At 68.5% G+C, this 20088-nt stretch carries 22 protein-coding genes; 10 read left to right on the top strand and 12 right to left on the bottom strand.

Translation table 11 applies throughout. The features are described 5' to 3' along the window. Positions 1-37: 37 nt before the first annotated feature. The 3 genes from AC07SQ_RS29055 to pyrG are packed head-to-tail and all read right to left on the bottom strand — an operon-like array spanning position 38 to position 2861. Positions 38-328: a DUF1330 domain-containing protein gene (locus AC07SQ_RS29055; protein ID WP_062474654.1), complete on the bottom strand. Its 291-nt coding sequence runs from the start codon at positions 326-328 to the stop codon at positions 38-40. Further along, positions 325-1182, bottom strand: coding sequence for a 3-deoxy-8-phosphooctulonate synthase (gene kdsA, locus AC07SQ_RS29050; protein WP_369632227.1), 858 nt, complete (start codon positions 1180-1182; stop codon positions 325-327). The genes AC07SQ_RS29055 and kdsA overlap by 4 nt, the downstream gene beginning before the upstream one ends. After that, complete coding sequence (gene pyrG, locus AC07SQ_RS29045; protein ID WP_062474658.1) at positions 1179-2861, bottom strand: CTP synthase; 1683 nt, start codon at positions 2859-2861, stop codon at positions 1179-1181. Before pyrG ends, kdsA begins: the two co-directional genes overlap by 4 nt. A gap of 124 nt (positions 2862-2985) precedes the next feature. On the opposite strand from pyrG, the gene coaBC reads away from it, so the two are divergent. The 4 genes from coaBC (at position 2986) to AC07SQ_RS29025 (ending at position 5804) form a co-directional block, all read left to right on the top strand. Further along, a complete protein-coding gene (gene coaBC / locus AC07SQ_RS29040) occupies positions 2986-4209 on the top strand; it encodes a bifunctional phosphopantothenoylcysteine decarboxylase/phosphopantothenate--cysteine ligase CoaBC (RefSeq protein ID WP_495273612.1) in 1224 nt (407 codons plus the stop codon). After that, positions 4209-4649, top strand: a complete 441-nt coding sequence (locus AC07SQ_RS29035) for a hypothetical protein (RefSeq protein ID WP_495273613.1) — start codon at positions 4209-4211, stop codon at positions 4647-4649. Before coaBC ends, AC07SQ_RS29035 begins: the two co-directional genes overlap by 1 nt. A gap of 16 nt (positions 4650-4665) precedes the next feature. Next, entirely contained in the window at positions 4666-5112 is a 447-nt protein-coding gene (gene dut / locus AC07SQ_RS29030; protein ID WP_062474662.1) for a dUTP diphosphatase, read from the top strand. A gap of 191 nt (positions 5113-5303) precedes the next feature. Beyond that, complete coding sequence (locus tag AC07SQ_RS29025; RefSeq protein WP_062474665.1) at positions 5304-5804, top strand: glycine zipper 2TM domain-containing protein; 501 nt, start codon at positions 5304-5306, stop codon at positions 5802-5804. 70 nt (positions 5805-5874) lie between these two features. Here the strand turns inward: AC07SQ_RS29025 and AC07SQ_RS29020 are convergent, their stop codons facing one another. Beyond that, on the bottom strand, positions 5875-6399 hold the full coding sequence (locus AC07SQ_RS29020) for an FKBP-type peptidyl-prolyl cis-trans isomerase (RefSeq protein ID WP_354346258.1): 525 nt from the start codon (positions 6397-6399) through the stop codon (positions 5875-5877). 14 nt (positions 6400-6413) lie between these two features. On the opposite strand from AC07SQ_RS29020, the gene AC07SQ_RS29015 reads away from it, so the two are divergent. The 3 genes from AC07SQ_RS29015 (at position 6414) to AC07SQ_RS29005 (ending at position 8389) form a co-directional block, all read left to right on the top strand. Then, entirely contained in the window at positions 6414-7556 is a 1143-nt protein-coding gene (locus tag AC07SQ_RS29015; RefSeq protein ID WP_495273614.1) for a JmjC domain-containing protein, read from the top strand. Then, positions 7546-8052 carry a hypothetical protein gene (locus tag AC07SQ_RS29010; protein WP_495273615.1) on the top strand — a complete coding sequence of 169 codons (507 nt, stop codon included), beginning with the start codon at positions 7546-7548 and terminating at the stop codon, positions 8050-8052. Before AC07SQ_RS29015 ends, AC07SQ_RS29010 begins: the two co-directional genes overlap by 11 nt. 94 nt (positions 8053-8146) lie before the next feature. Next, a complete protein-coding gene (locus AC07SQ_RS29005; RefSeq protein WP_369632232.1) occupies positions 8147-8389 on the top strand; it encodes a hypothetical protein in 243 nt (80 codons plus the stop codon). Between the two features lie 70 nt (positions 8390-8459). Here the strand turns inward: AC07SQ_RS29005 and AC07SQ_RS29000 are convergent, their stop codons facing one another. The 8 genes from AC07SQ_RS29000 to AC07SQ_RS28965 form a co-directional block, all read right to left on the bottom strand. After that, a complete protein-coding gene (locus AC07SQ_RS29000) occupies positions 8460-9239 on the bottom strand; it encodes an MBL fold metallo-hydrolase (protein ID WP_062474678.1) in 780 nt (259 codons plus the stop codon). 5 nt (positions 9240-9244) lie between these two features. Beyond that, on the bottom strand, positions 9245-10321 hold the full coding sequence (gene bamC / locus AC07SQ_RS28995; RefSeq protein WP_062474681.1) for an NlpB/DapX family lipoprotein: 1077 nt from the start codon (positions 10319-10321) through the stop codon (positions 9245-9247). Positions 10322-10471: 150 nt separating this feature from the next. Beyond that, entirely contained in the window at positions 10472-11368 is an 897-nt protein-coding gene (gene dapA, locus AC07SQ_RS28990; protein ID WP_409574630.1) for a 4-hydroxy-tetrahydrodipicolinate synthase, read from the bottom strand. Positions 11369-11439: 71 nt separating this feature from the next. Further along, positions 11440-12012, bottom strand: coding sequence for a class I SAM-dependent methyltransferase (locus tag AC07SQ_RS28985; protein WP_495273616.1), 573 nt, complete (start codon positions 12010-12012; stop codon positions 11440-11442). Positions 12013-12055: 43 nt separating this feature from the next. Then, the gene (locus AC07SQ_RS28980; protein ID WP_167395003.1) at positions 12056-12199 is read right to left on the bottom strand and encodes a hypothetical protein; all 144 of its coding nucleotides are present in this window, start codon (positions 12197-12199) and stop codon (positions 12056-12058) included. A 42-nt stretch (positions 12200-12241) separates the two neighbouring features. Then, on the bottom strand, positions 12242-13468 hold the full coding sequence (locus tag AC07SQ_RS28975; RefSeq protein WP_095744752.1) for an MFS transporter: 1227 nt from the start codon (positions 13466-13468) through the stop codon (positions 12242-12244). 131 nt (positions 13469-13599) lie between these two features. Then, complete coding sequence (locus AC07SQ_RS28970) at positions 13600-14805, bottom strand: MFS transporter (protein WP_495273617.1); 1206 nt, start codon at positions 14803-14805, stop codon at positions 13600-13602. Beyond that, a complete protein-coding gene (locus tag AC07SQ_RS28965) occupies positions 14789-15982 on the bottom strand; it encodes a serine hydrolase domain-containing protein (RefSeq protein ID WP_495273618.1) in 1194 nt (397 codons plus the stop codon). Before AC07SQ_RS28965 ends, AC07SQ_RS28970 begins: the two co-directional genes overlap by 17 nt. Before the next feature lie 90 nt (positions 15983-16072). Here AC07SQ_RS28965 and AC07SQ_RS28960 point away from each other — a divergent pair, with 90 nt between their 5' ends. The 3 genes from AC07SQ_RS28960 (at position 16073) to AC07SQ_RS28950 (ending at position 20016) form a co-directional block, all read left to right on the top strand. After that, entirely contained in the window at positions 16073-16984 is a 912-nt protein-coding gene (locus tag AC07SQ_RS28960; RefSeq protein WP_495273619.1) for a LysR family transcriptional regulator, read from the top strand. A 74-nt stretch (positions 16985-17058) separates the two neighbouring features. Then, on the top strand, positions 17059-19047 hold the full coding sequence (locus tag AC07SQ_RS28955; RefSeq protein WP_062474697.1) for a DNA topoisomerase IV subunit B: 1989 nt from the start codon (positions 17059-17061) through the stop codon (positions 19045-19047). Between the two features lie 33 nt (positions 19048-19080). Then, positions 19081-20016: a lytic transglycosylase domain-containing protein gene (locus tag AC07SQ_RS28950; RefSeq protein WP_495273620.1), complete on the top strand. Its 936-nt coding sequence runs from the start codon at positions 19081-19083 to the stop codon at positions 20014-20016. Positions 20017-20088: the final 72 nt, after the last annotated feature.

Here is a 20088-nt window from a genome sequence, read left to right as displayed (position 1 = left end):
TGGGTCTCTTGGTGGAGTGGACTGGCAAAAAACGGAATCAAAGGCCTTCGACCGCGATCATGTTCATGATGGCGGCGCCGGCACGCGCTTCACGCGCCTTCAGGTATTCGGGCGTCTCGTAGAAGGCCTTGGCCTTCTCGAAGCTGGGGAATTTGAGCACGACGACGCGGGTGGGCTTCCAGTCGCCCTCGAGCGGCTGCACCTGGCCGCCGCGCACGCAGACTTCGGCGCCGTGCGCCTGCATCGCGACGCTCGACCACTTCTTGTATTCCTCGTACTGCGTCGGATTGGTGACCTCGACGTGCGCAATGACGTAACCGCTGCTCATGCTTGAAAACTGTCCTCGAGGAATGCGTTTTTCTTGGTGACCCGGTCGAGCGCGACGAGCGTCTCGAGCAGGGCCTTCATGTGCTTGAGCGGCACGGCGTTGGGGCCGTCGCTCAGGGCTTTGTTCGGATCGGGGTGGGTCTCCATGAAGAGACCGGCCACGCCCACGGCCACGGCCGCACGCGAGAGCACCGGCACCATCTCGCGCTGGCCGCCCGAGCTGGTGCCCTGGCCGCCGGGCAGTTGCACCGAGTGCGTGGCGTCGAACACCACGGGCGCTTTCGTCTCGCGCATGATCGCGAGCGAGCGCATGTCCGACACGAGGTTGTTGTAGCCGAAGCTGGCGCCGCGTTCGCAGGCCATGAAGCTGTCTTCGTCCAGGCCGGCTTCCCTGGCGGCAGCGCGGGCCTTGTCGATCACGTTCTTCATGTCGTGCGGTGCGAGGAACTGGCCCTTCTTGATGTTCACCGGCTTGCCCGACTGCGCCGCGGCATGGATGAAGTCGGTCTGGCGGCACAGGAAGGCGGGCGTCTGCAGCACGTCGACCACCTTGGCGGCCTCGGTGATGTCTTCATGGGTGTGCACGTCGGTCAGCACGGGCAGGCCGAGTTCGCGCTTCACCTTGGCCAGGATCTCGAGGCCCTTGTCGCGGCCCGGGCCGCGAAAGCTCGTGCCCGAGGAGCGGTTGGCCTTGTCGAAGCTGCTCTTGAAGATGAACGGGATGCCCAGCGACGCCGTGATTTCCTTCAACGTGCCGGCCGTGTCCATCTGCAGCTGCTCGGATTCGACCACGCACGGGCCGGCGATCAGGAAGAAAGGCTGGTCCAGCCCGATGTCGAATCCGCAAAGCTTCATGCCACGGCCTTGAGCGTCTTGTTCGTGCTGCCCGCGCCCTTGTCCTTGTGGTCGAGCGCTGCCTTGATGAAGGCGTTGAACAACGGATGGCCGCCCCACGGCGTTGACTTGAACTCGGGGTGGAACTGCACGCCCATGAACCACGGGTGCACGTTCTGCGGCAGCTCGACGATTTCGGTCAGGTGCTCGCGCTGCGTGAGCGCCGAGATCACGAGGCCGGCGTTGCGCAGCTCGTCCAGGTAGTTGACGTTGGCTTCGTAGCGATGGCGATGGCGTTCGGTGACCACGTCGCCGTAGATGCTGTGCGCCAGCGTGCCCGGCGAGACGTCGGAGCTTTGCGCGCCCAGGCGCATGGTGCCGCCGAGGTCGGACTTTTCGTCGCGCGTCTTCACGGTGCCGTCGCGGTCCTTCCACTCGGTGATCAGCGCGATCACGGGGGTGGGCGTTTCCGGGTCGAACTCGGTGCTGTTGGCGTTCTTCAGGCCGGCCACGTGGCGGGCGTACTCGATGGTCGCGACCTGCATGCCCAGGCAGATGCCCAGGTAGGGCACCTTCGATTCGCGGGCGAAGCGGGCGGCCGAGATCTTGCCTTCCACGCCGCGCTGGCCGAAGCCGCCGGGCACCAGGATGGCGTCGTACTTGGCCAGGCGCGACACGTCTTGCGCCGTGATCGTCTCGGAGTCGATGTAGTCGATCTTCACGCGCGCATGGTTCTTCATGCCGGCGTGGCGCAGCGCCTCGTTGAGCGATTTGTAGCTGTCCGACAGGTCGACGTACTTGCCGACCATGGCGATCGACACTTCCTGTTGCGGATGCTCGACCTCGTACACCAGCTCGTCCCAGCGCGTGAGCTTGGCCGGCGGGGTGTTGATGCGCAGCTTGTCGCAGATCAGGCCGTCCAGGCCTTGTTCGTGCAGCATGCGGGGCACCTTGTAGATGGTGTCCACGTCCCACATGGAGATCACGCCCCATTCGGGCACGTTCGAGAACAGCGAGATCTTGGCGCGCTCGTCGTCGGGGATCGGGCGGTCGGCGCGGCACAGCAGGGCGTCGGCCTGGATGCCGATGGCGCGCAGTTCCTTGGCGGTGTGCTGCGTGGGCTTGGTCTTGAGCTCGCCGGCGGCGGCGATCCAGGGCACGTAGCTCAGGTGCACGAAGGCCGAATTGTTCGGGCCCATGCGCAGGCTCATCTGGCGCACGGCTTCCAGGAAGGGCAGCGACTCGATGTCGCCCACGGTGCCGCCGATTTCGACGATGGCCACGTCCACCTCGTGCGCCGTGCCGATGCCGGCGCCGCGCTTGATGTATTCCTGGATTTCGTTGGTGATGTGCGGAATGACCTGGACGGTCTTGCCGAGGTAGTCGCCGCGGCGTTCCTTCTCGAGCACGGTCTTGTAGATCTGACCGGTCGTGAAGTTGTTGGCCTTGCGCATCCGCGTGTTGATGAAGCGCTCGTAGTGGCCGAGGTCGAGGTCGGTCTCGGCGCCGTCATCGGTGACGAACACTTCGCCATGCTGGAACGGTGACATCGTGCCGGGGTCGACGTTGATGTACGGATCGAGCTTGATGAGGGTGACTTGGAGGCCGCGCGATTCGAGGATCGCGGCGAGCGAGGCGGAGGCGATTCCCTTGCCAAGGGAAGATACGACACCACCGGTGACGAAGACAAATTTGGTCATGCCAGTTCCGGACGCGTGAATCCGGGCAGTGGGAAATTGCGATTATAGGTGTCCCCTTTGTGCCTCCACGGCCGAAGGCCATCCGGTTCCTGATCTTGTCGGTATGTGAGCAACAATATGTCCCATGCAAGATCTCGCCGGCAAACACATCGTCCTCGGACTCACAGGGGGCATCGCCTGCTACAAATCGGCCGAGCTGTGCCGCCTGCTCGTGAAGGCGGGCGCCACCGTCCAGGTCGTGATGACCGAGGCGGCCGAGCAGTTCATGACGCCGGTCACGATGCAGGCGCTCTCGGGGCGCACCGTCTACACCTCGCAGTGGGACGCGCGCGAGCCCAACAACATGCCGCACATCAACTTGAGCCGCGAGGCCGACGCGATCGTGCTGGCGCCCTGCAGCGCCGATTTCATTGCGCGGCTGGTGCAGGGCCGTTCCGACGAGCTGCTGAGCCTGCTGTGCCTGGCGCGTCCGACCGACCGCGTGCCGCTGTTGATCGCCCCCGCCATGAACCGCGAGATGTGGGCCCATCCGGCCACGCAGCGCAATCTGATGCAGGTGGCCGCCGACGGCGCGACCGTGCTGGGCGTGGGCAGCGGCTGGCAGGCCTGCGGCGAAACCGGCGACGGGCGCATGCTCGAACCGGCGCAGCTGCTCGAGGACATCACGGCCTTCTTCCAGCCCAAGCTGCTGGCGGGGCAGAAGGTGCTCGTCACGGCCGGCCCGACCTTCGAGGCCCTGGACCCGATCCGCGGCATCACCAACCATTCATCCGGCAAGATGGGTTTCGCCATCGCCCGCGCGGCGCGCGAGGCCGGTGCCGAGGTCACGCTGGTGGCCGGTCCGGTGCACCTGCCGACGCCGCGCGGCGTGAGCCGCATCGACGTGCTGTCGGCCCAGGAGATGCTCGAAGCCACCACCCGTGCTGCGCAGGCAGCTAGCATTTTTGTAGCAACGGCCGCCGTGGCCGACTGGCGCCCGGCGACGCACAGCGACCAGAAGATCAAGAAGGACGGCAGCGGCCAGACGCCGGTGCTGCACTTCGTCGAGAACCCCGACATCCTGTTCACGGTGGCCAAGAGCGAACGCGCGCAGGCCAGGAAGCTGTTCTGCGTGGGCTTCGCCGCCGAGAGCGAGAACCTCGCCGAGCACGCCAAGGCCAAGCGCGAACGCAAGGGCATTCCGCTGCTGGTGGGCAACATCGGCCCGCTGACCTTCGGGCAGGACGACAACGCACTGCTGCTCGTGGACGCGAAGGGCGTGCGCGAGCTGCCCCGCGCGCCCAAGCTCCGGCTGGCACGCGAGTTGATGACGGAGATTGCCGCGCGACTTCCTGATTGGAGGGCCTGATGAACACCGAATCCAACACACCGCCCAATGGCGACTTCGCCCGCTACGTGGAGCAGCTGTCGGCGCGCGCGGGCCAGTCCGCCCGCGTCCCCGGCAAGGAGTCCGAGCACGGGCTGGACGTCGGCATGACGCCTTCGCCTGGCGCGCAGGGCACCGTCGCCACGCGGCGTGAATCGCCGGCTGGCGAGGCCGCGAAGGCTGACGGCACCAAGGCCATCCCCCTGGGCACGCTCAAGGTGCTGGCCGGCATGGGGGCGATGGTGTTCCTGGTGCTGTGGGCCATCGGTGTGCCGCTCTCCGTGCTCGTCCTGGGCGCGGCCGCGGCCGCCTGGTTCGGCAAGCGTTTTCTCAAGGGGCTCAATCTGAGGCCCGGGGTCGCCAAATGGCAGCAGGTGCTAGAAGAGGCCGCCCGCAGGCAAAAAGAACAGCAACAGAAATAAACAAGGCAGCAAGTCAGTGAAAGTAGACGTCCGAATCCTCGATCCGCGCATGGTGGATCAATTGCCCGCGTATGCCACCCCCGGAAGTGCCGGCCTCGACCTGCGGGCCTGCCTCGATGCCCCGGTCACGCTCGAACCCAATGCCTGGCAACTGGTGGGCACCGGCATTGCGATCCACCTGGCCGATCCGGCCTATGCCGCGCTGATCCTGCCGCGCTCGGGCCTGGGTCACAAGCACGGCATCGTGCTGGGCAACCTCGTCGGCCTGATCGACAGCGACTACCAGGGCGAGCTGAAGGTCAGCGCCTGGAACCGCAGCAACACGCCCTTCGTGCTGCAGCCGATGGAGCGGCTTGCGCAGCTGGTGATCGTGCCGGTGGTGCAGGCGCAGTTCCGCGTGGTCGCCGAGTTCGAGGCCTCGCAACGCGGCGAGGGCGGCTACGGTTCGACCGGCAAGCACTGAGCTTTTGCCCCTCGGCAAAGCTGAAGGGCACCTGAGTATCCAAGGCGTAAAGAACGGAACCGCCGGCGTGCGGTTCGTCTCGAAGGTTTCAGCGTGTGTCTTTCGTCATCGCGGCTTCGGCTGAAACGTTAGACACAGGCAGGCATGCAGCCCGTCCGGGCGCGTGCTGTTTTCTTCGAGGAGCCTCTTTCATGAACATCTCAATGCGCTTCATTTCCGTCACGGCGTCCGTGCTCGCACTGGCCACGCTCACGGCCTGTGTCGCGCCGGCCCCGGTTTACCAGACCTCGCGGTACCCCTATCAGGCCCCGCCGCGGGCGATCCAGTACCAGGAAGCGGCCTACGTCGAGTACGGCCACGTGGCCAACATCGAGGTGCTGCGCAGCGAAACCGCAGGCGTCGGCACCACGGGTGGCGGTGCCATCGCGGGTGGCCTGATCGGCGGCGTGGTGGGCAACCAGTTCGGACGCGGCAACGGCCGTGCCGCAGCCACCGCGCTCGGCCTCGTGGGCGGCGCCTTGCTGGGCAACACCATCGAGGCCCAGCAGAACGGCCCGCGCGCCTACGAGAGCTACCGCGTCTCGGTGCAGACCGACCGCGGCGGCTACCGCGCCTTCGACGTGCAAAACCCGGGCGACCTGCGCATCGGCGACCGCGTGCGCATCGACAACGGGCACATCTCGCGCATGTAAGCGGTCGGCCGCGCGTGCAAAGAAAAAAGCCGGGCACTGCCCGGCTTTTGCTTTGTGAAGTGGCGTGGTCTCAGTGCAGCATCTGGCCGCCCGGCGCCATCGGCGGCACCTTGAAGAAGGCCGTGCCGGCCGAGCCGCGGCCGACTTCTTCTTCGGTGGCTTCACGCACCGAACGCACGGTGATGTCCAGGCGGATCGCGATGCCCGCCAGCGGGTGGTTGCCGTCGAGCACGAGGTGGTCGGGGTAGATCTCGGCCACGGTGTAGATCGCGTCCTTGGGGATGCCGTCGCTCACGCCCTTGGGCAGGGCGGAGCCGTCGAAGGTCATGCCTTCCTCGGTGCCTTCGGGGAACAGCGTGCGCGGCTCCAGGAAGAGCAGCTGGTCGTTGAAGTCGCCGAAGCCCTGCTCGGGCTCGATCTGCAGTTGCACGCGCGCGCCGGGCTCATGGCCCTGCAGGGCGGCCTCGATCACGTCGAAGAGGTCGTCGCCGCCCACCATGAATTCCACCGGCTCGTCGAGCACGTCCAGCACATCGCCGAGCGTGTCTTTCATGGTCCAGGTCAGGCCGACCACGCATTGTTCAGAGATTTCCATTGCAGAATTCTCCCATGGAGATCAATCAACCGCTGCCCTTGCTTGGCGGCCTGAGTCCCGCGCAGTTCATGCGCCGGTACTGGCAAAAGAAACCCCTGCTGATCCGGCAGGCCGTTCCCTCGATGGTGCCACCGATCGACCGCCAAGCGCTGTTCGCGCTGGCGGAGCGCGAGGGGGTTGAGTCGCGCCTGATCCGGCATGGGAAGGCCGGCTGGTCGCTCAAGCACGGCCCGCTGACCCGCCGCGCGCTGCCGCCGCTGAAGCAGCCGGGCTGGACGATGCTGGTGCAGGGCGTCGACCTGCACCACGACGGCGTGCACGACCTGCTGCGGCAGTTCCGCTTCCTGCCCGATGCGCGCCTGGACGACCTGATGATCAGCTACGCGAGCGACACCGGCGGCGTCGGCCCGCATTTCGACAGCTACGACGTGTTCCTGCTGCAGGCGCAGGGCCAGCGCCGCTGGTCCATCGGCAAGCAGTCCGACCTGCGGCTGCAGCCCGATGTGCCGCTCAAGGTGCTCGAGAACTTCGAGCCCGAGCAGACCTTCGTGCTCGAGCCTGGCGACATGCTGTACCTGCCGCCCAAGTACGCCCACGACGGCGTGGCGATGGGTGACGACTGCATGACGTACTCCATCGGGCTGCGCTCGTCTGCCGTGGGCGAGCTGGGCGCCGACCTGCTGGCGCGCGTGGCGCAGGCCTATGCCGAAGACCTCGAAGACGCGGGCCCGGCCGAACTCGCGCGCTACCGCGATCCGTCACAACCTGCCGTCGAGGCCCCGGCCGCGATGCCGGCTGCCCTGCAGGACTTCGCACGCAGGGCCGTCGAGGCCGCGCTGCGCGACCCCGACGCCATCGACCGCGCGCTGGGCGAATCGCTCACCGAGCCGAAGGCCAATGTCTGGTTCGGCGAAGGCAATGAAGTGCCCGAGGTGCTGCGCGAGGTCGCGCTTGATCGCCGCACGCGCATGCTCTACGACGCGCGGCACGTCTACATCAACGGCGAGAGCTTTCGCGCGGGCGGGGCCGACGCCACGCTGATGCGGCGGCTGGCCGACCAGCGTGCGCTCGGTGCGCGCGAACTGGCCCACGCCAGCGAGGGCGCGCGGGCGCTGCTGGGCGAATGGTGTGAGGCGGGCTGGCTGCATGCCGAATGAAGGCGCCGTACCGGCCCTGAGCGAAGGCCGCTTCGACGGCCGGGAGGCGTTTGCCGACCTCGTCCGCAGCGCCTTGTCTGTCGCTGCGCAGCAGGGCTGGAGCGAGATCGTCTTCAGCGACCCCGACTTCGCCGACTGGCCCCTGGGCGAGCGCGCCAGCATCGAGGCGCTGCAGGCCTGGTCGGCCAGCGGGCGCCGCCTGTTGCTGCTGGCAGGGCGCTTCGACCTGATCGAGCGCGGTCACGCGCGTTTCGTGACGTGGCGCCGCACCTGGGACCACATCGTCGAATGCCGCGCGGCAGGCCACTCAGGCACGGCCGAGGAGGTGCCCAGTGCCCTGTGGACGCCCACCTGGTGCCTGCACCGCATCGACCCCGAACGCAGCCGCGGTGTCTGCAGCAGCGAGCCGCGTGCACGGCGCGACCTGCGCGAAAGCCTCGACGAGCGCTGGCGCCAGGGGCGACCGGCCTTTCCCGCCTCCACGCTCGGCTTGTAAGCCAATGCCGCAAATACACCCCCGCGACATATCCGGGCGGGGTTGGCGGTCTAGAATTTTTTGGTTCCAGACCTTCATTGCCAAAGGAGTCCTCATGAAGAAGTCGTCGTCCGTCCTGATTGCCTCGCTGATCGCCGCTGCCGCCCTGGTGGCCTGCGGAAAGAAAGAGGACGCCGCCCCCGCGGTCGTGACCCCGCCGCCCGCTCCCGTGACCGAACCCGCTGCACCACCGGCCGCCGCGCCTGCATCGGCACCGTCGGCCGCCGCCTCGTCGGCCCTGGACGCCGCCAATGCCGCGACCGAAGCGGCCAAGAAGGGCGAGGCACCGAAGCAGTAATTCCGCTGTACGGTCCGCACCATGCAAAAAGCCGCCTCAGGGCGGCTTTTTCATTGGGGGAGGGCGAAGCTCAGACGTCGAGCCAGGGCGAGCCCTCGGCGGCGGTGGCCGTGAGCATCTCGGCCTCGTCGCCGCCCAGCGCCTCGGCCATCAGGCGTCGCACGATCTCGGGCCGGTTGTTCTGCTCGCTCAGGTGCGCCGCGACCACGTGGCGCAGCCCGTCGTGAAGCACGGCACGCGCGATCTCGGCGGCCGCGGTGTTCGACAGGTGGCCGTAGTTGCCGCCCACGCGCTGCTTCAGGAACGACGGGTAGGCCGAGCCGGCGAGCAGGTCGCTGTCGTGGTTGAACTCCAGCAGCAGCGCATGCGCGCCGCGCAGCCGGGCCAGCACATGGCTGGTGGCGTGGCCCAGGTCGGTCAGCACGCCCAGCGTGCGGTTGCCGTCGGTGCAGCGCAGCTGCAGCGGCTCGCGCGCGTCGTGGGGCACGGTGAAGGGCTGCAGGCAGAGGTCGCCGACGGTGAACTCGGCGTCGTCGCGCGCCAGGTGCAGCCGGCCTTCGTAGTCGCGCCCGCCGGTTGCGAGCCAGGTGCCTTCGCTCATCCAGACCGGGATGCGGTCGCGCAGCGACAGGGCATGGGCGCAACCGATGTGGTCGCCATGCTCGTGGGTGATGAAGACGGCGTCGAGGTCTGCGGCAGCCAGGCCCGCTTGGGCCAGGCGCCGGTCGAGTTGGCGGATGCCGAAGCCGCAGTCGACGAGGAGGCGGGTGGTGCGGCCGGCGCTGGTCGTTGCTTCGACCAGCGCGGCGTTGCCCGTGCTGCCGCTGCCGAGGCTTCGGAAGCGGAGCATGGGGCTTACTTCAGGTCGTCGGCGATGACCTTGACGATGCGCTGCGCGTTGGCCGAGGTTTCGGGCGCGCCGGCGTCGTTCAGGACCGAGACCGTGGTGGCTTCGCCCTGGCTCTTGACCGAGATGCGGAACTTGATCGGCGCTTCGTCCTTCTTGGAGCTGAACAGCTTGCCGAAGAAGCCATCGTCCTTCTTGTCGGGGTTCGGCGTCACGTAGCGCACGTAGTAGGTGCCGGCGCTGCGATCGCGGTCTTCGACGGTGAAGCCGGTGCGGTCCAGGGCCAGGCCGACGCGGCGCCATGCGCGGTCGAAGCCTTCGCTGATCTGCACGACCGGCTGGTTGCCGACGGTGGCCACGGTGGCGGTCTTGGGCGCTGCGGTGGTCGCGGCGAGGATCTTCGACTGCTCTTGCGACACACCGAGCTTGACCATCAGGCGGCGCAGGAATTCGGTCTCGAGCTCAGGATCGCTCGGGCGGGGCTGCCACACGGTCTGGTCCTGGCGGGAGTTGTTGTAGACCTCCTGCATGCCGCGGTGGCTGACGAAGATCTCGGTGCCGTTGGTGCTGCGCTCCAGGCGGGTGCGGAAGCGGTCGAGTTCGCCGGTCGAGTAGACCGAGTCGACCAGCTTGCCCAGCGTGCCGCGGATGATGTCCTGCGGCAGCTTGGCGCGGTTCTCGGCCCAGTCGGTTTCCATGATGCCCAGGTTGCGCTGGTCGGTGGTCAGCAGGAAGCCGTTTTCCTGCCAGAAGTCTTTCACAGGCTCCCAGAGCTGGTCGGGCGTGCGGTTGATGACGATCCAACGCTGCGTGCCCGAGCGTTCCATGCGCACGTCGCCGATGTTGGCCACGGCGGTGGGGATGCCCGGTGCGTTCGCGATGCCGGCCTGATAGGCGTTGGCGGTGACGGCGCCGCCCGGCACTGCGTAGCGGTTGTCGCGCGAGAGCTGGGACAGGTCGGGTGGGACTTCGAGCGTCGGGGCCTTGCCTGCGCTCTTGTAGTCGATCTTGTCGCTCTCGAGGACGGAGCAGGCGGCGAGGCTGGCAACGAGGGCCAGCAGTGCAAGTCGCGAAATGTTCTTCAACGTCGTCTTCCTTGGTGGAATGGTTCGGTCAATCGATGGGCCCCAGCGCCCCGCCCTCTCTGAGCACTGTTGCGGCAAAAGGTTGCTTGACCTTGCTGCGAACAGGGGGAAAGGGCAGGCGGGAACCGGTGTGATCGGTGGGAAGCTCGGTCAGTCCTTGAGCAGGCCGGTGGCGCGCAGGGCGCCCTCGACCGCCGGGCGGCTCGCTTCGCCGAGTTCCGTGAGCGGCAGCCGCAGGGCGCCGCCGCACAGACCCAGGCGGGCCATGGCCCACTTGAGCGGGATCGGGTTGGGTTCGACGAACAGGTTGCGGTGCAGCGGCATCAGTTCGAACTGCAGCTGCATCGCGCGCTTGACGTCGCCGGCCAGCGCGGCCACGCACAGCTCGTGCATCTTGCGCGGCGCCACGTTGGCCGTGACGCTGATGTTGCCCTGGCCGCCGCACAGCATGAGTGCGACCGCGGTCGGGTCGTCGCCGGAGTAGACGGCAAAGCTCTTCGGCAGGTCGCGGATGAGCCACTGGGCACGCTCGATGTTGCCGGTGGCTTCCTTGATGCCGATGATGCCGGGCACCTGCGCCAGGCGCAGCACGGTGTCGTGCGCCATATCGGCGACGGTGCGGCCGGGCACGTTGTACAGCACCACGGGCAGGTCGCCGACGGCTTCGGCGATGGCCTTGAAGTGCTGGTACTGGCCCTCTTGCGTGGGCTTGTTGTAGTAGGGAACGACCTGCAGCTGCGAGTCGGCGCCGACGCCCTTGGCGAACTTGGCGAGCTCGATGGCTTCCTTGGTCGAGTTCGCGCCGCAGCCGGCCATCACGGGCACGCGGCCCCGGGCCTGCTCGACGGATACGCGGATGATTTCGCAGTGCTCTTCCACATCGACCGTCGGCGATTCGCCGGTGGTGCCGACCACGCCAAGGCAGTCGGTGCCTTCGTCAATGTGCCAGTCGATGAGCCGCCGCAGGGCGGGGTAGTCGACACTGCCGTCGTCGTGCATCGGCGTGACGAGCGCGACGATGCTGCCTGTCAGTTGCTCCAAGGGAATCTCTTTGTCGGTGGACGAAAGCGGCCATTCTACTGACTCCGGCCGGGCCGGAGACAGTTGTGTCGGCGCGCTCAGCTGGCCTTCAGGAAGTGGCGCGGCGGGGCGCCCGCGGCCGCTTCGCCGGGCCGCACGGCGGCGATGCGCTGGACGAAGCGCGCCGGCTCCGGCAGGAAGCCGTCTTCATAGGCGATCACCTGCAGGCTGGCGCAGGCCCCGAGCAGTTCGCCCGGCTGCAGCAGGAAGTCGGGCCGCGAGGGCTTGCCGACGGTCTCGTTGCCGGCCGCGAAGGTCTCGTACAGCAGCACGCCGCCCGGCGCCACGGCGGCCACGATGTCGGCCATGCGCGGGCGCCAGAGGTAGTGGGTGACGACCACGGCGCCGAAGCGCTGGGCCGCGAAGGGCCAGGGGCCCGACTCGATGTCGGCCGCCACCACCCGTCCGAAGGCGCCGGCCGCCTCGACGGCCTCGGGCGCCCGGTCGACGCCGGTCGCCGCATGCCCGCGCCCGGCGAACCACCGCATGTGCCGCCCGGACCCGCAGGCCACGTCGAGCACCGTGGCGTTCGGCGCGAGCAGGTGTGACCAGCGCACGATCCATTCGGAGGGCGCCGTGCTCGCATGCACGGGAATTGCTACATCTTTCATAGTTGCCTGGGCCCGGCTTGCGGGCATTTCGGGGCGAAGTCGTTCAGAAACAGGACCACACCTGATCGACCAGCGTGACCAGGAAGGTCGGATGCACGTACAGCGCGAACACGCCGCCCAGCGCCGCCAGCACGGCGGCGAGCCAGGCGGCCTGGGCCAGGTAGTGGTTGCGTGTGCGGGGCGTCATGGCGATGGCTCCTTGCAAACAAGAGACGAAAAGCGCGGGCCGTCAGCCCGCCACGGCGACCGGCCGGACCGCGCGCGCAATGGCGCTTTCCTTGACCGGCAGGTTGATCAGCGCCGCGAACACGCCCAGCGCGATCGAGATGTACCAGACGATGCTGTAGCTGCCCGTCGTGTCATACAGGAAGCCGCCCAGCCACACGCCCAGGAACGACCCCACCTGGTGGCTCAGGAACACGAAGCCGCTGAGCATTGACAGGTGCGCCACGCCGAAGATGCCCGCGACGATGGCGTTGGTGGCCGGCACGGTCGACAGCCACAGGAAGCCCATGGCCGCCGAGAAGACGTAGACGCTCAGCGGCGAGATCGGCGCCAGCAGGAAGAGCGCGATCGACACCGCCCGCGCAAAGTAGATGGCCGCCAGGATCTTGGGCTTGGACAGCTTCTGCCCCAGCAGGCCGACCGTGTAGGTGCCGAACACGTTGAACAGCCCGATCAGTGCCAGCGCGTAGCCGGCCACTTCGGGCGACAGGTTCTTGTCGCGCAGGTAGGTCGGCATGTGGATGCCGATGAAGGCCAGCTGGAAGCCGCAGACGAAGTAGCCCGCCATCAGCAAGCCGAAGCTCGGGTAGCGGAAGGCCTCGCCCACGGCCTGCAGCACCGATTGGTCACGGTGGCCGGCCAGGGCCGCGGTCTTGGGTTCGCGCAGGCCGAAGGCCAGCGGCACGATCACCAGCACCAGCACCGCCACCACGGCCAGCGCCGTCTGCCAGCCGAAGGCCCCGATCAGGCGGCCTTCGATGGGCGCCATCAGGAACTGCCCGAATGAGCCGGCCGCCGCGGCCACGCCCATCGCCCACGAGCGGCGCTCGGCCGGGATCTGCCGGCCGATCACGCCGTAGATCACCGCGTAGGTCGAGCCCGCTTGCGCCGCACCGATCAGCACGCCCGCGCTCAGGGTGAACAGCAGCGGTGTCGGCGAATGCGCCATGCCGAAGAGGCCCGCCGCGTACAGCAGCGAGCCGCCGATCAGCACGCGGAACGCGCCGAAGCGGTCGGCCAGCATGCCCGCGAACACGCCGAAGATGCCCCACGACAGGTTCTGCACCGCCAGCGCGAACGAGAAGGTCTGTCGGTTCCAGTCCTGCGCCTGCGTGATGGGTTGCAGCCAGAGGCCGAAGCCGTGGCGGATGCCCATCGAGAGCGTGACGATCATGGCGCCGCAGAACAGCACCTGCTTGATCGAAAGGGTGGGGGCGGGGGAGGCTTGCATCCTTCGAATGTAGCGAAATGGATGCTGCGGCAGGTGGCGCGGTGGCCATGGCCATTGATGATTTGTGGGCGCGGTTTCGATGCGCGGACGGCATCAAAGAAAGAAGGCAGGCGCGCGGCCTGCCTTCGGGGTCAGCGCGCCGGCGCCGCCGCCGCGCCGCGCGCGCCCGGAAAGCCGTGCTCGCAGGCCCGCCACGCCAGCATCAGCCCCGGCACCAGCAACGCCAGCAGCGACCAGGGCAGGCTGCCCGCGCCGCCGCCCTGCAGCAGCAGGCCGCCCACCAGTCCGCCGCCTGCGATGGCGAGGTTCCAGGTCGTCACGACCATCGACTGCGCCACGTCCGCTGCATCGCCGGCCGCCTGGGCCGAGGCGGTCTGGAACAGCGTCGCCGCGCCGCCGAAGGCCAGGCCCCAGACCGCCACCGCGAGGTACACGCCCGCTGCCGATCCGCCCGCCGCGGCGAGCATCAGCGCCGCCAGCGCGAAGGCGGCCGTGCCGGCCAGCACCAGCGTGCGCAGCCAGCGGTCGATCAGCACGCCCGTGAGCCAGATGCCGCCCAGCGACGCCGCGCCGAACACCAGCAGCACCCGCCCGACCTGGGCACCGAGCCCGGCGTGTGCCAGGAAGGGCGCGATGTAGGTGTAGAGGATGTTGTGCGCCAGCACGAAGGCGAACATCACGGCCAGCACCGGCCGCACGCCCGGCAGCAGGAACACGCGGCGCACGCTTTGCTGGCGCCCGGCCTCCTGGCCCGGGAAGTCGGGCACCTGCCAGCGCACCCAGCCGAGCAGCAGCACCGACAGCGCCGACATGATCAGAAAGGCCGGCCGCCAGCCGACGCTCGCACCCAGCAGCGTGCCGGCCGGAATGCCCAGCGACAGCGCCAGCGGCGCGCCCAGCATCGCGACCGCAATGGCCCGGCCCTGCTGCGACGGCGCCACCATGCGCGCCGCGTGCCCGGCCAGCAGTGCCCACAGCAGGCCCGCGAACACGCCGGCGAAGAAACGCGCGACCAGCGTCAGCGTGTAGTCGTGCGACAGCGCCGTCACCGTGTTGACCACCGCGAAACCGCCGATCGCGCCCATCAGCAGCGGCCGGCGCCGCCAGCCGCGCGTGAAGGCCACCAGCGGAATCGCTGCCACCAGCGAGCCCAGCGCATACACGGTGACGAGCTGGCCGACCAGCGCGGGCGCCACGCCCAGGTCGGCGCCGATCTGCGGCAGCAGGCCGGCCGGCATGGCCTCGGTGAGGATGGTGATGAAGCCGCCGGCTGCCAGCGCCAGCAGGCCGGACAAGGGCAGGGGGGAGGAAGAGCTCGTGTCACGCATAGACGGCATCCCTCAGTTCGGTGACGAAGCGGCCCGACATGCCTTCATAGAGCGTGTTCGTGAAGGCCACCACGCTGAGCCCGCGCGCCCGGTCGACGAACCAGGCATGGCCGTAGGCGCCGCCCCAGCGCCAGGTGCCGGGCGATTCGGGCGTCTGCGTGGGCTGCGGGTCGTGCAGCACCGAGAAGCCCAGGCCGAAACCCCAGCCCGGCGCGTCAGCAGGGCCCCGGTCGCCCGTGTGGTTGCGGCCCATCGCGTCGACGGTGGCGGCGCCCAGCAGCGGGGCGCCGCCGGTGCGCAGCGTGTCGAGCAGGCGCAGGAAGTCGCCCGCGCTGCCGACCATGCCGGCACCGGCCGAGGGCCAGGCGCTGGCGTCGAAGGCGCGCGCCGGGTCGAAGCGGATGCCGACGGCGCCCTCGAACGGCGTGGCGACGACGGGGCCGTCCATGCGCTGCGGCGGCGTCGCGTCGGCGCCGTTCACATAGGGCGTGGCCAGCCGCGGGTCGCCGGGTGCGGCGGCGAAGCCCGTGTCGTGCATCTGCAGCGGCCCGGTCACCAGCGTGCGCACCGCCTCGGGCAGCGGCAGGCCGCTGGCCGCCTCGACCACCGCGCCGATCACGTCGATGGCCAGCGAATAGAGCCAGCCCGTGCCCGGCGGGTACAGCAGCGGCACGCCGGCCAGGCGTTGCAGGTTGCCGGCCAGCGTGAGGCCGTCGTCGCGGTCCATGCCGTCCGACACGCCGGCGCGCGCGTACGGGCCGTCGTCCGAACTTTCGAGGAAGCGGTAGCCCAGGCCGGCCGTGTGGGTCAGCAGCTGCCGCAGCGTGATGACAGCTTCGCCGCCATCGGGAAGGCGCGGGCGGAAGTCCGGCAGCCAGCGCGTCACCGGGGCGTCCAGGTCGAGCCGGCCCTGGTCCACGAGCACCATCGCGGCGGTCGAGACGATGGGCTTGGACACCGAGGCCAGCCGGAACAGCGCGTCCTCGCGCATCGGCCGGCCGGCCTCGCGGTCGGCCAGCCCGGCGGCGCGCCGGTGGACGAGGCGCCCGTCGTGGCGCACCAGCACCACCGCGCCAACCAGCCGCTGCTCGGCCAGCGCACGGTCGATGGCGGCGTCGATGCGCGACGGGTCCGGGCCCTGCCAGGCAGGGGTGAAAGTGGGGGAAATGTCGGGAAGAAAGGTCATGCGGCCAACGATAGGAAGAAGCCGACTTCGGATAAAGACGGCTACAGTTCCGCTCAATGCGGACGTGTAAGTCCGTAATGGAGACTCCCCATGGACAGCCTCAGCGGCTTTGCCGTCTTCGTTCAGGTTGCCGAAACCCGCAGCTTCGTGGCGGCCGGGCGCGCGCTCGGCGTGTCGGCCTCGGCCGTGGGCAAGCGCGTGGCGCGGCTCGAGGAACGGCTGGGCGTGCGCCTGTTCCACCGCAGCACACGCAGCATCACGCTCACCGCCGAGGGCGCGCTGTTCCTGGCGCGCAGCCGCCGCGTGCTGGCCGAGATCGAGGCCGCCGAGCAGGAGCTGTCGCACGCCGCCGAGGCGCCGCGCGGGCGGCTGCGCGTGAGCCTGCCGCTGGTCAGCTCGCTGGTGCTGCCGGTGCTGGCCGACTTCATGGCCGCCTACCCGGCGATCGAGCTCGACCTCGATTTCAGCGACCGGCTGGTCGACGTCATCGAGGAAGGCTTCGACGCCGTGGTGCGCACCGGCGAGCCGGCGGATTCACGGCTGTCGTCACGCCAGTTGGGCGAGTTCTCGCAGCTGCTGGTGGCCTCGCCCGCGTACCTGGTGCGCCACGGCACGCCCGCCTCGCCGGACGACCTGGCCCGCCACGCCTGCCTGCACTACCGCTACCCGGCGACCGGCAAGGTGGAGGTTTGGCCGCTCGCGCCCGGGCCCGACGGCAGCGAGGTGCGCCCGCCGGTCTCGATGATCTGCAACAACATCGAGACCCGGTTGTGCTTCGCCCTGCGCGGGCGCGGCATCGCCTGCCTGCCCGACTTCAGCGTGCGCGCCGCGCTGGCCGAGGGGGCGCTGCAGCCCGTACTGGCCGACCACCTGCTGCGGCCCCGTACCATCGCGTTCCGCGTGCTGTGGCCGTCGGGGCGCCATCCGTCGCCCAAGCTGCGGGCGTTCATCGATTTCCTGGGCGCGCGGATGTTCGGTCCGCCCGCAGAAACTCCCGCCTGATGTGCGAAAAGACCGAAGCCGGTGCCTGTATGGGTATCCAGTCATTTCAACCCAACTGACTACAATCCGCCCCCATGGCGACTTCCCCCAAGACATCTTCAGACTCCGCTTCCGGCTATTCGGAAGGCTCCATCCGCGTGCTCAAGGGCCTCGAGCCCGTGAAGCAGCGCCCGGGCATGTACACCCGGACCGACAACCCCCTGCACATCATCCAGGAAGTGCTCGACAACGCCGCCGACGAAGCGCTGGCGGGCTACGGCAAGAAGATCAAGGTCACGCTGCACACCGACGGTTCGGTCAGCGTTGAGGACGACGGCCGCGGCATTCCCTTCGGCCTGCACCCCGAGGAAAAGGCCCCCGTGATCGAGCTGGTCTACACCCGGCTGCACGCCGGCGGCAAGTTCGACAAGGGCTCGGGCGGCGCCTACAGCTTCTCGGGCGGCCTGCACGGCGTGGGCGTGTCGGTGACCAACGCGCTGTCCAAGCGCCTCGAAGTCAGCTCGCACCGTGAAGGCTCGGTCGCCAAGCTGGCCTTCAGCGCCGGCGACGTGATCGAGGCGCTCGAAATCCGCAAGCTCGAAGCCGGCGAACGCAAGCAGGGCACCACCGTGCGTGCCTGGCCCGACGCCAAGTACTTCGAGACCGCCGCGCTGCCCATGGGCGAGCTCACCCACCTGCTGCGCAGCAAGGCCGTGCTGATGCCCGGCGTGAGCGTCACGCTGGCCGTCGAGAAGACCGGCGAAAGCCAGCAGTGGCTCTACAAGGGCGGCCTGAGCGACTACCTCATGCAGACGCTCAACGGCGACCCGGTCATTCCGCTGTTCGAAGGCAGCGGCCATGCCGACAAGAACGCCGACAACTTCGCCGAAGGCGAGGGCGCCGACTGGTGCGTGGCCTTCACCGAAGACGGCCAGCCGGTGCGCGAGAGCTACGTCAACCTGATTCCCACCAGCGCCGGCGGCACGCACGAGAGCGGCTTGCGCGACGGCCTGTTCAACGCGGTGAAGAGCTTCATCGAGCTGCACTCGCTGCTGCCCAAGGGCGTGAAGCTCCTGCCCGAGGACGTGTTCGCGCGCGCCTCGTACGTGCTCAGCGCCAAGGTGCTCGACCCGCAGTTCCAGGGCCAGATCAAGGAGCGCCTGAATTCACGCGACGCTGTGCGCCTGGTGTCCAGCTTCGTGCGCCCCACGCTCGAGCTGTGGCTCAACCAGCACGTCGACTACGGTAAGAAGCTCGCCGAGCTGGCCATCAAGGCCGCGCAGACCCGCCAGCGCGCCGGCCAGAAGGTCGAGAAGCGCAAGGGCTCGGGCGTGGCCGTGCTGCCCGGCAAGCTGACCGACTGCGAGAGCAAGGACATCAGCCACAACGAGGTCTTCCTGGTCGAGGGCGACTCCGCCGGCGGCAGCGCCAAGATGGGCCGCGACAAGGAAAGCCAGGCCATCCTGCCGCTGCGCGGCAAGGTGCTCAACACCTGGGAAGTGGAGCGCGACCGCCTGTTCGCCAACACCGAAATCCACGACATCTCGGTGGCTGTGGGCGTCGATCCGCACGGCCCCGCCGACACGCCCGACATGAGCGGGCTGCGCTACGGCAAGATCTGCATCCTGTCGGATGCCGACGTGGACGGCTCGCACATCCAGGTGCTGCTGCTCACGCTGTTCTTCCGGCACTTTCCCAAGCTCATCGAAGCCGGCCACGTGTATGTCGCAAAGCCGCCATTGTTCCGGGTCGATGCGCCTGCGCGCGGCAAGAAGCCGGCCTCCAAGGTCTATGCGCTGGACGAGGGCGAACTCACCGCCACGCTCGACAAACTGCGTAAAGATGGCGTGCGCGAAGGCGCCTGGAGCATCAGCCGCTTCAAGGGTCTGGGCGAAATGAGCGCGGAACAATTGTGGGAAACCACGCTCAATCCGGACACCCGTCGCCTGATGAAGGTCCAATTGGGGCGGTTCGATTTTTCGTCCACCCAGGGCGAGATCACCAAGCTGATGGGCAAGGGCGAAGCGGCGGCGCGGCGCGAGCTCATGGAATTGCGCGCAGACGACGTCGATATCGACGTCTGACAGTTTCCTTTTTCTTTCCTTCTTCTCACACGCATGTCGGTTTTCAAGCGTTCGCTGTGGTTGGCCCTTCTGCTGTGCATGCAGCAGGGGCTCGCGCACGCGACCGACATCTACGGCTACATCGACAGCAACGGCGTGGCGCATTTCGCGGCCGAGAAGGTCGACGAGCGCTACAAGCTCTTCTTCCAGGGCGGCCAGAGCTTCGACACCGCCAAGGGCCTGTCACCGATGGGCCGCGGCAGCATCAACCGCCGGCTCGACGGCAAGGTGTCGCCGGCGTCGCAGAACCTGCTCGCCATGTTCGAGGCCTCGCCCGGCTACAAGACCGCCAAGGCGGCGCTGCGCGATGCGTCGAGCAAGCACGCCATCGATTACGAGCTGCTGCAGGCGCTGGTCGCCACCGAGTCGGGCTTCGATGCCAAGGCTGTCTCGCCGAAGGGCGCGATGGGGCTCATGCAGCTCATGCCGGCCACCGCGCAGCGCTACGGCGTGGCGACGGACAAGCGCGGCACGATCGAGAAGAAGCTGTTCGACCCGCACATCAACATCGCCGCCGGCTCGCGCTACCTGCGCGACCTGATCGCGATGTTCCCGGGCCAGATCGAGCTTGCGCTGGCCGCCTACAACGCGGGCGAGGGCGCGGTGCAGCGTGCGGGCAACAAGATCCCGAACTACAAGGAAACGCAGAACTACGTGCAGACCGTGCTGCAGCTGTATGCGTACCTCAAGCCCTCAGCCGTGACCGTGGGCGGCAACCTGCGCAGCGGAAGCGGCAGCAGCGGCGGCAGGACGCCGGGGCGCATCCGCATGGAAATGTCGGTGCCCAAGGGCGGCGCGATCGGGCGCGGCAACATGCCGTCCGAGTCGCCGCGCAACGTGCCGACCATGCCCGAGATTCCCGAGCCGTCCGACGTGCCCACCAGCGCGGTGGAGCCGGGCGACGCTTCGCCGCCGTCGCCGCTGTCGTGATCCCGCAGGCCGCCATGCACCCCACTTTCATTTTGGGCTGAGCGCGAACGCACGCCGCCCGTCACTGTTTTT

The sequence above is a fragment of the Variovorax sp. GW821-FHT06D12 genome (assembly GCF_059419205.1).
The sequence above is the reverse complement of the archived record's forward strand: the minus strand, read 5'-3'. Positions and strand labels throughout refer to the sequence as shown.

Coding starts and splice junctions, on each gene's coding strand:
- pyrG (WP_062474658.1), bottom strand. CDS start 2,861: ATGACCAAATTTGTCTTCGTCACCGGTGGTGTCGTATCTTCCCTTGGC.
- AC07SQ_RS29000 (WP_062474678.1), bottom strand. CDS start 9,239: ATGCTCCGCTTCCGAAGCCTCGGCAGCGGCAGCACGGGCAACGCCGCG.
- AC07SQ_RS29035 (WP_495273613.1), top strand. CDS start 4,209: ATGAACACCGAATCCAACACACCGCCCAATGGCGACTTCGCCCGCTAC.
- AC07SQ_RS28975 (WP_095744752.1), bottom strand. CDS start 13,468: ATGCAAGCCTCCCCCGCCCCCACCCTTTCGATCAAGCAGGTGCTGTTC.
- AC07SQ_RS28985 (WP_495273616.1), bottom strand. CDS start 12,012: ATGAAAGATGTAGCAATTCCCGTGCATGCGAGCACGGCGCCCTCCGAA.
- AC07SQ_RS28980 (WP_167395003.1), bottom strand. CDS start 12,199: ATGACGCCCCGCACACGCAACCACTACCTGGCCCAGGCCGCCTGGCTC.
- AC07SQ_RS28950 (WP_495273620.1), top strand. CDS start 19,081: ATGTCGGTTTTCAAGCGTTCGCTGTGGTTGGCCCTTCTGCTGTGCATG.
- AC07SQ_RS29055 (WP_062474654.1), bottom strand. CDS start 328: ATGAGCAGCGGTTACGTCATTGCGCACGTCGAGGTCACCAATCCGACG.
- AC07SQ_RS28960 (WP_495273619.1), top strand. CDS start 16,073: ATGGACAGCCTCAGCGGCTTTGCCGTCTTCGTTCAGGTTGCCGAAACC.
- AC07SQ_RS28965 (WP_495273618.1), bottom strand. CDS start 15,982: ATGACCTTTCTTCCCGACATTTCCCCCACTTTCACCCCTGCCTGGCAG.
- AC07SQ_RS29025 (WP_062474665.1), top strand. CDS start 5,304: ATGAACATCTCAATGCGCTTCATTTCCGTCACGGCGTCCGTGCTCGCA.
- AC07SQ_RS28955 (WP_062474697.1), top strand. CDS start 17,059: ATGGCGACTTCCCCCAAGACATCTTCAGACTCCGCTTCCGGCTATTCG.
- AC07SQ_RS28970 (WP_495273617.1), bottom strand. CDS start 14,805: ATGCCGTCTATGCGTGACACGAGCTCTTCCTCCCCCCTGCCCTTGTCC.
- AC07SQ_RS29005 (WP_369632232.1), top strand. CDS start 8,147: ATGAAGAAGTCGTCGTCCGTCCTGATTGCCTCGCTGATCGCCGCTGCC.
- AC07SQ_RS29020 (WP_354346258.1), bottom strand. CDS start 6,399: ATGGAAATCTCTGAACAATGCGTGGTCGGCCTGACCTGGACCATGAAA.
- AC07SQ_RS29015 (WP_495273614.1), top strand. CDS start 6,414: ATGGAGATCAATCAACCGCTGCCCTTGCTTGGCGGCCTGAGTCCCGCG.
- AC07SQ_RS29010 (WP_495273615.1), top strand. CDS start 7,546: ATGCCGAATGAAGGCGCCGTACCGGCCCTGAGCGAAGGCCGCTTCGAC.
- kdsA (WP_369632227.1), bottom strand. CDS start 1,182: ATGAAGCTTTGCGGATTCGACATCGGGCTGGACCAGCCTTTCTTCCTG.
- coaBC (WP_495273612.1), top strand. CDS start 2,986: ATGCAAGATCTCGCCGGCAAACACATCGTCCTCGGACTCACAGGGGGC.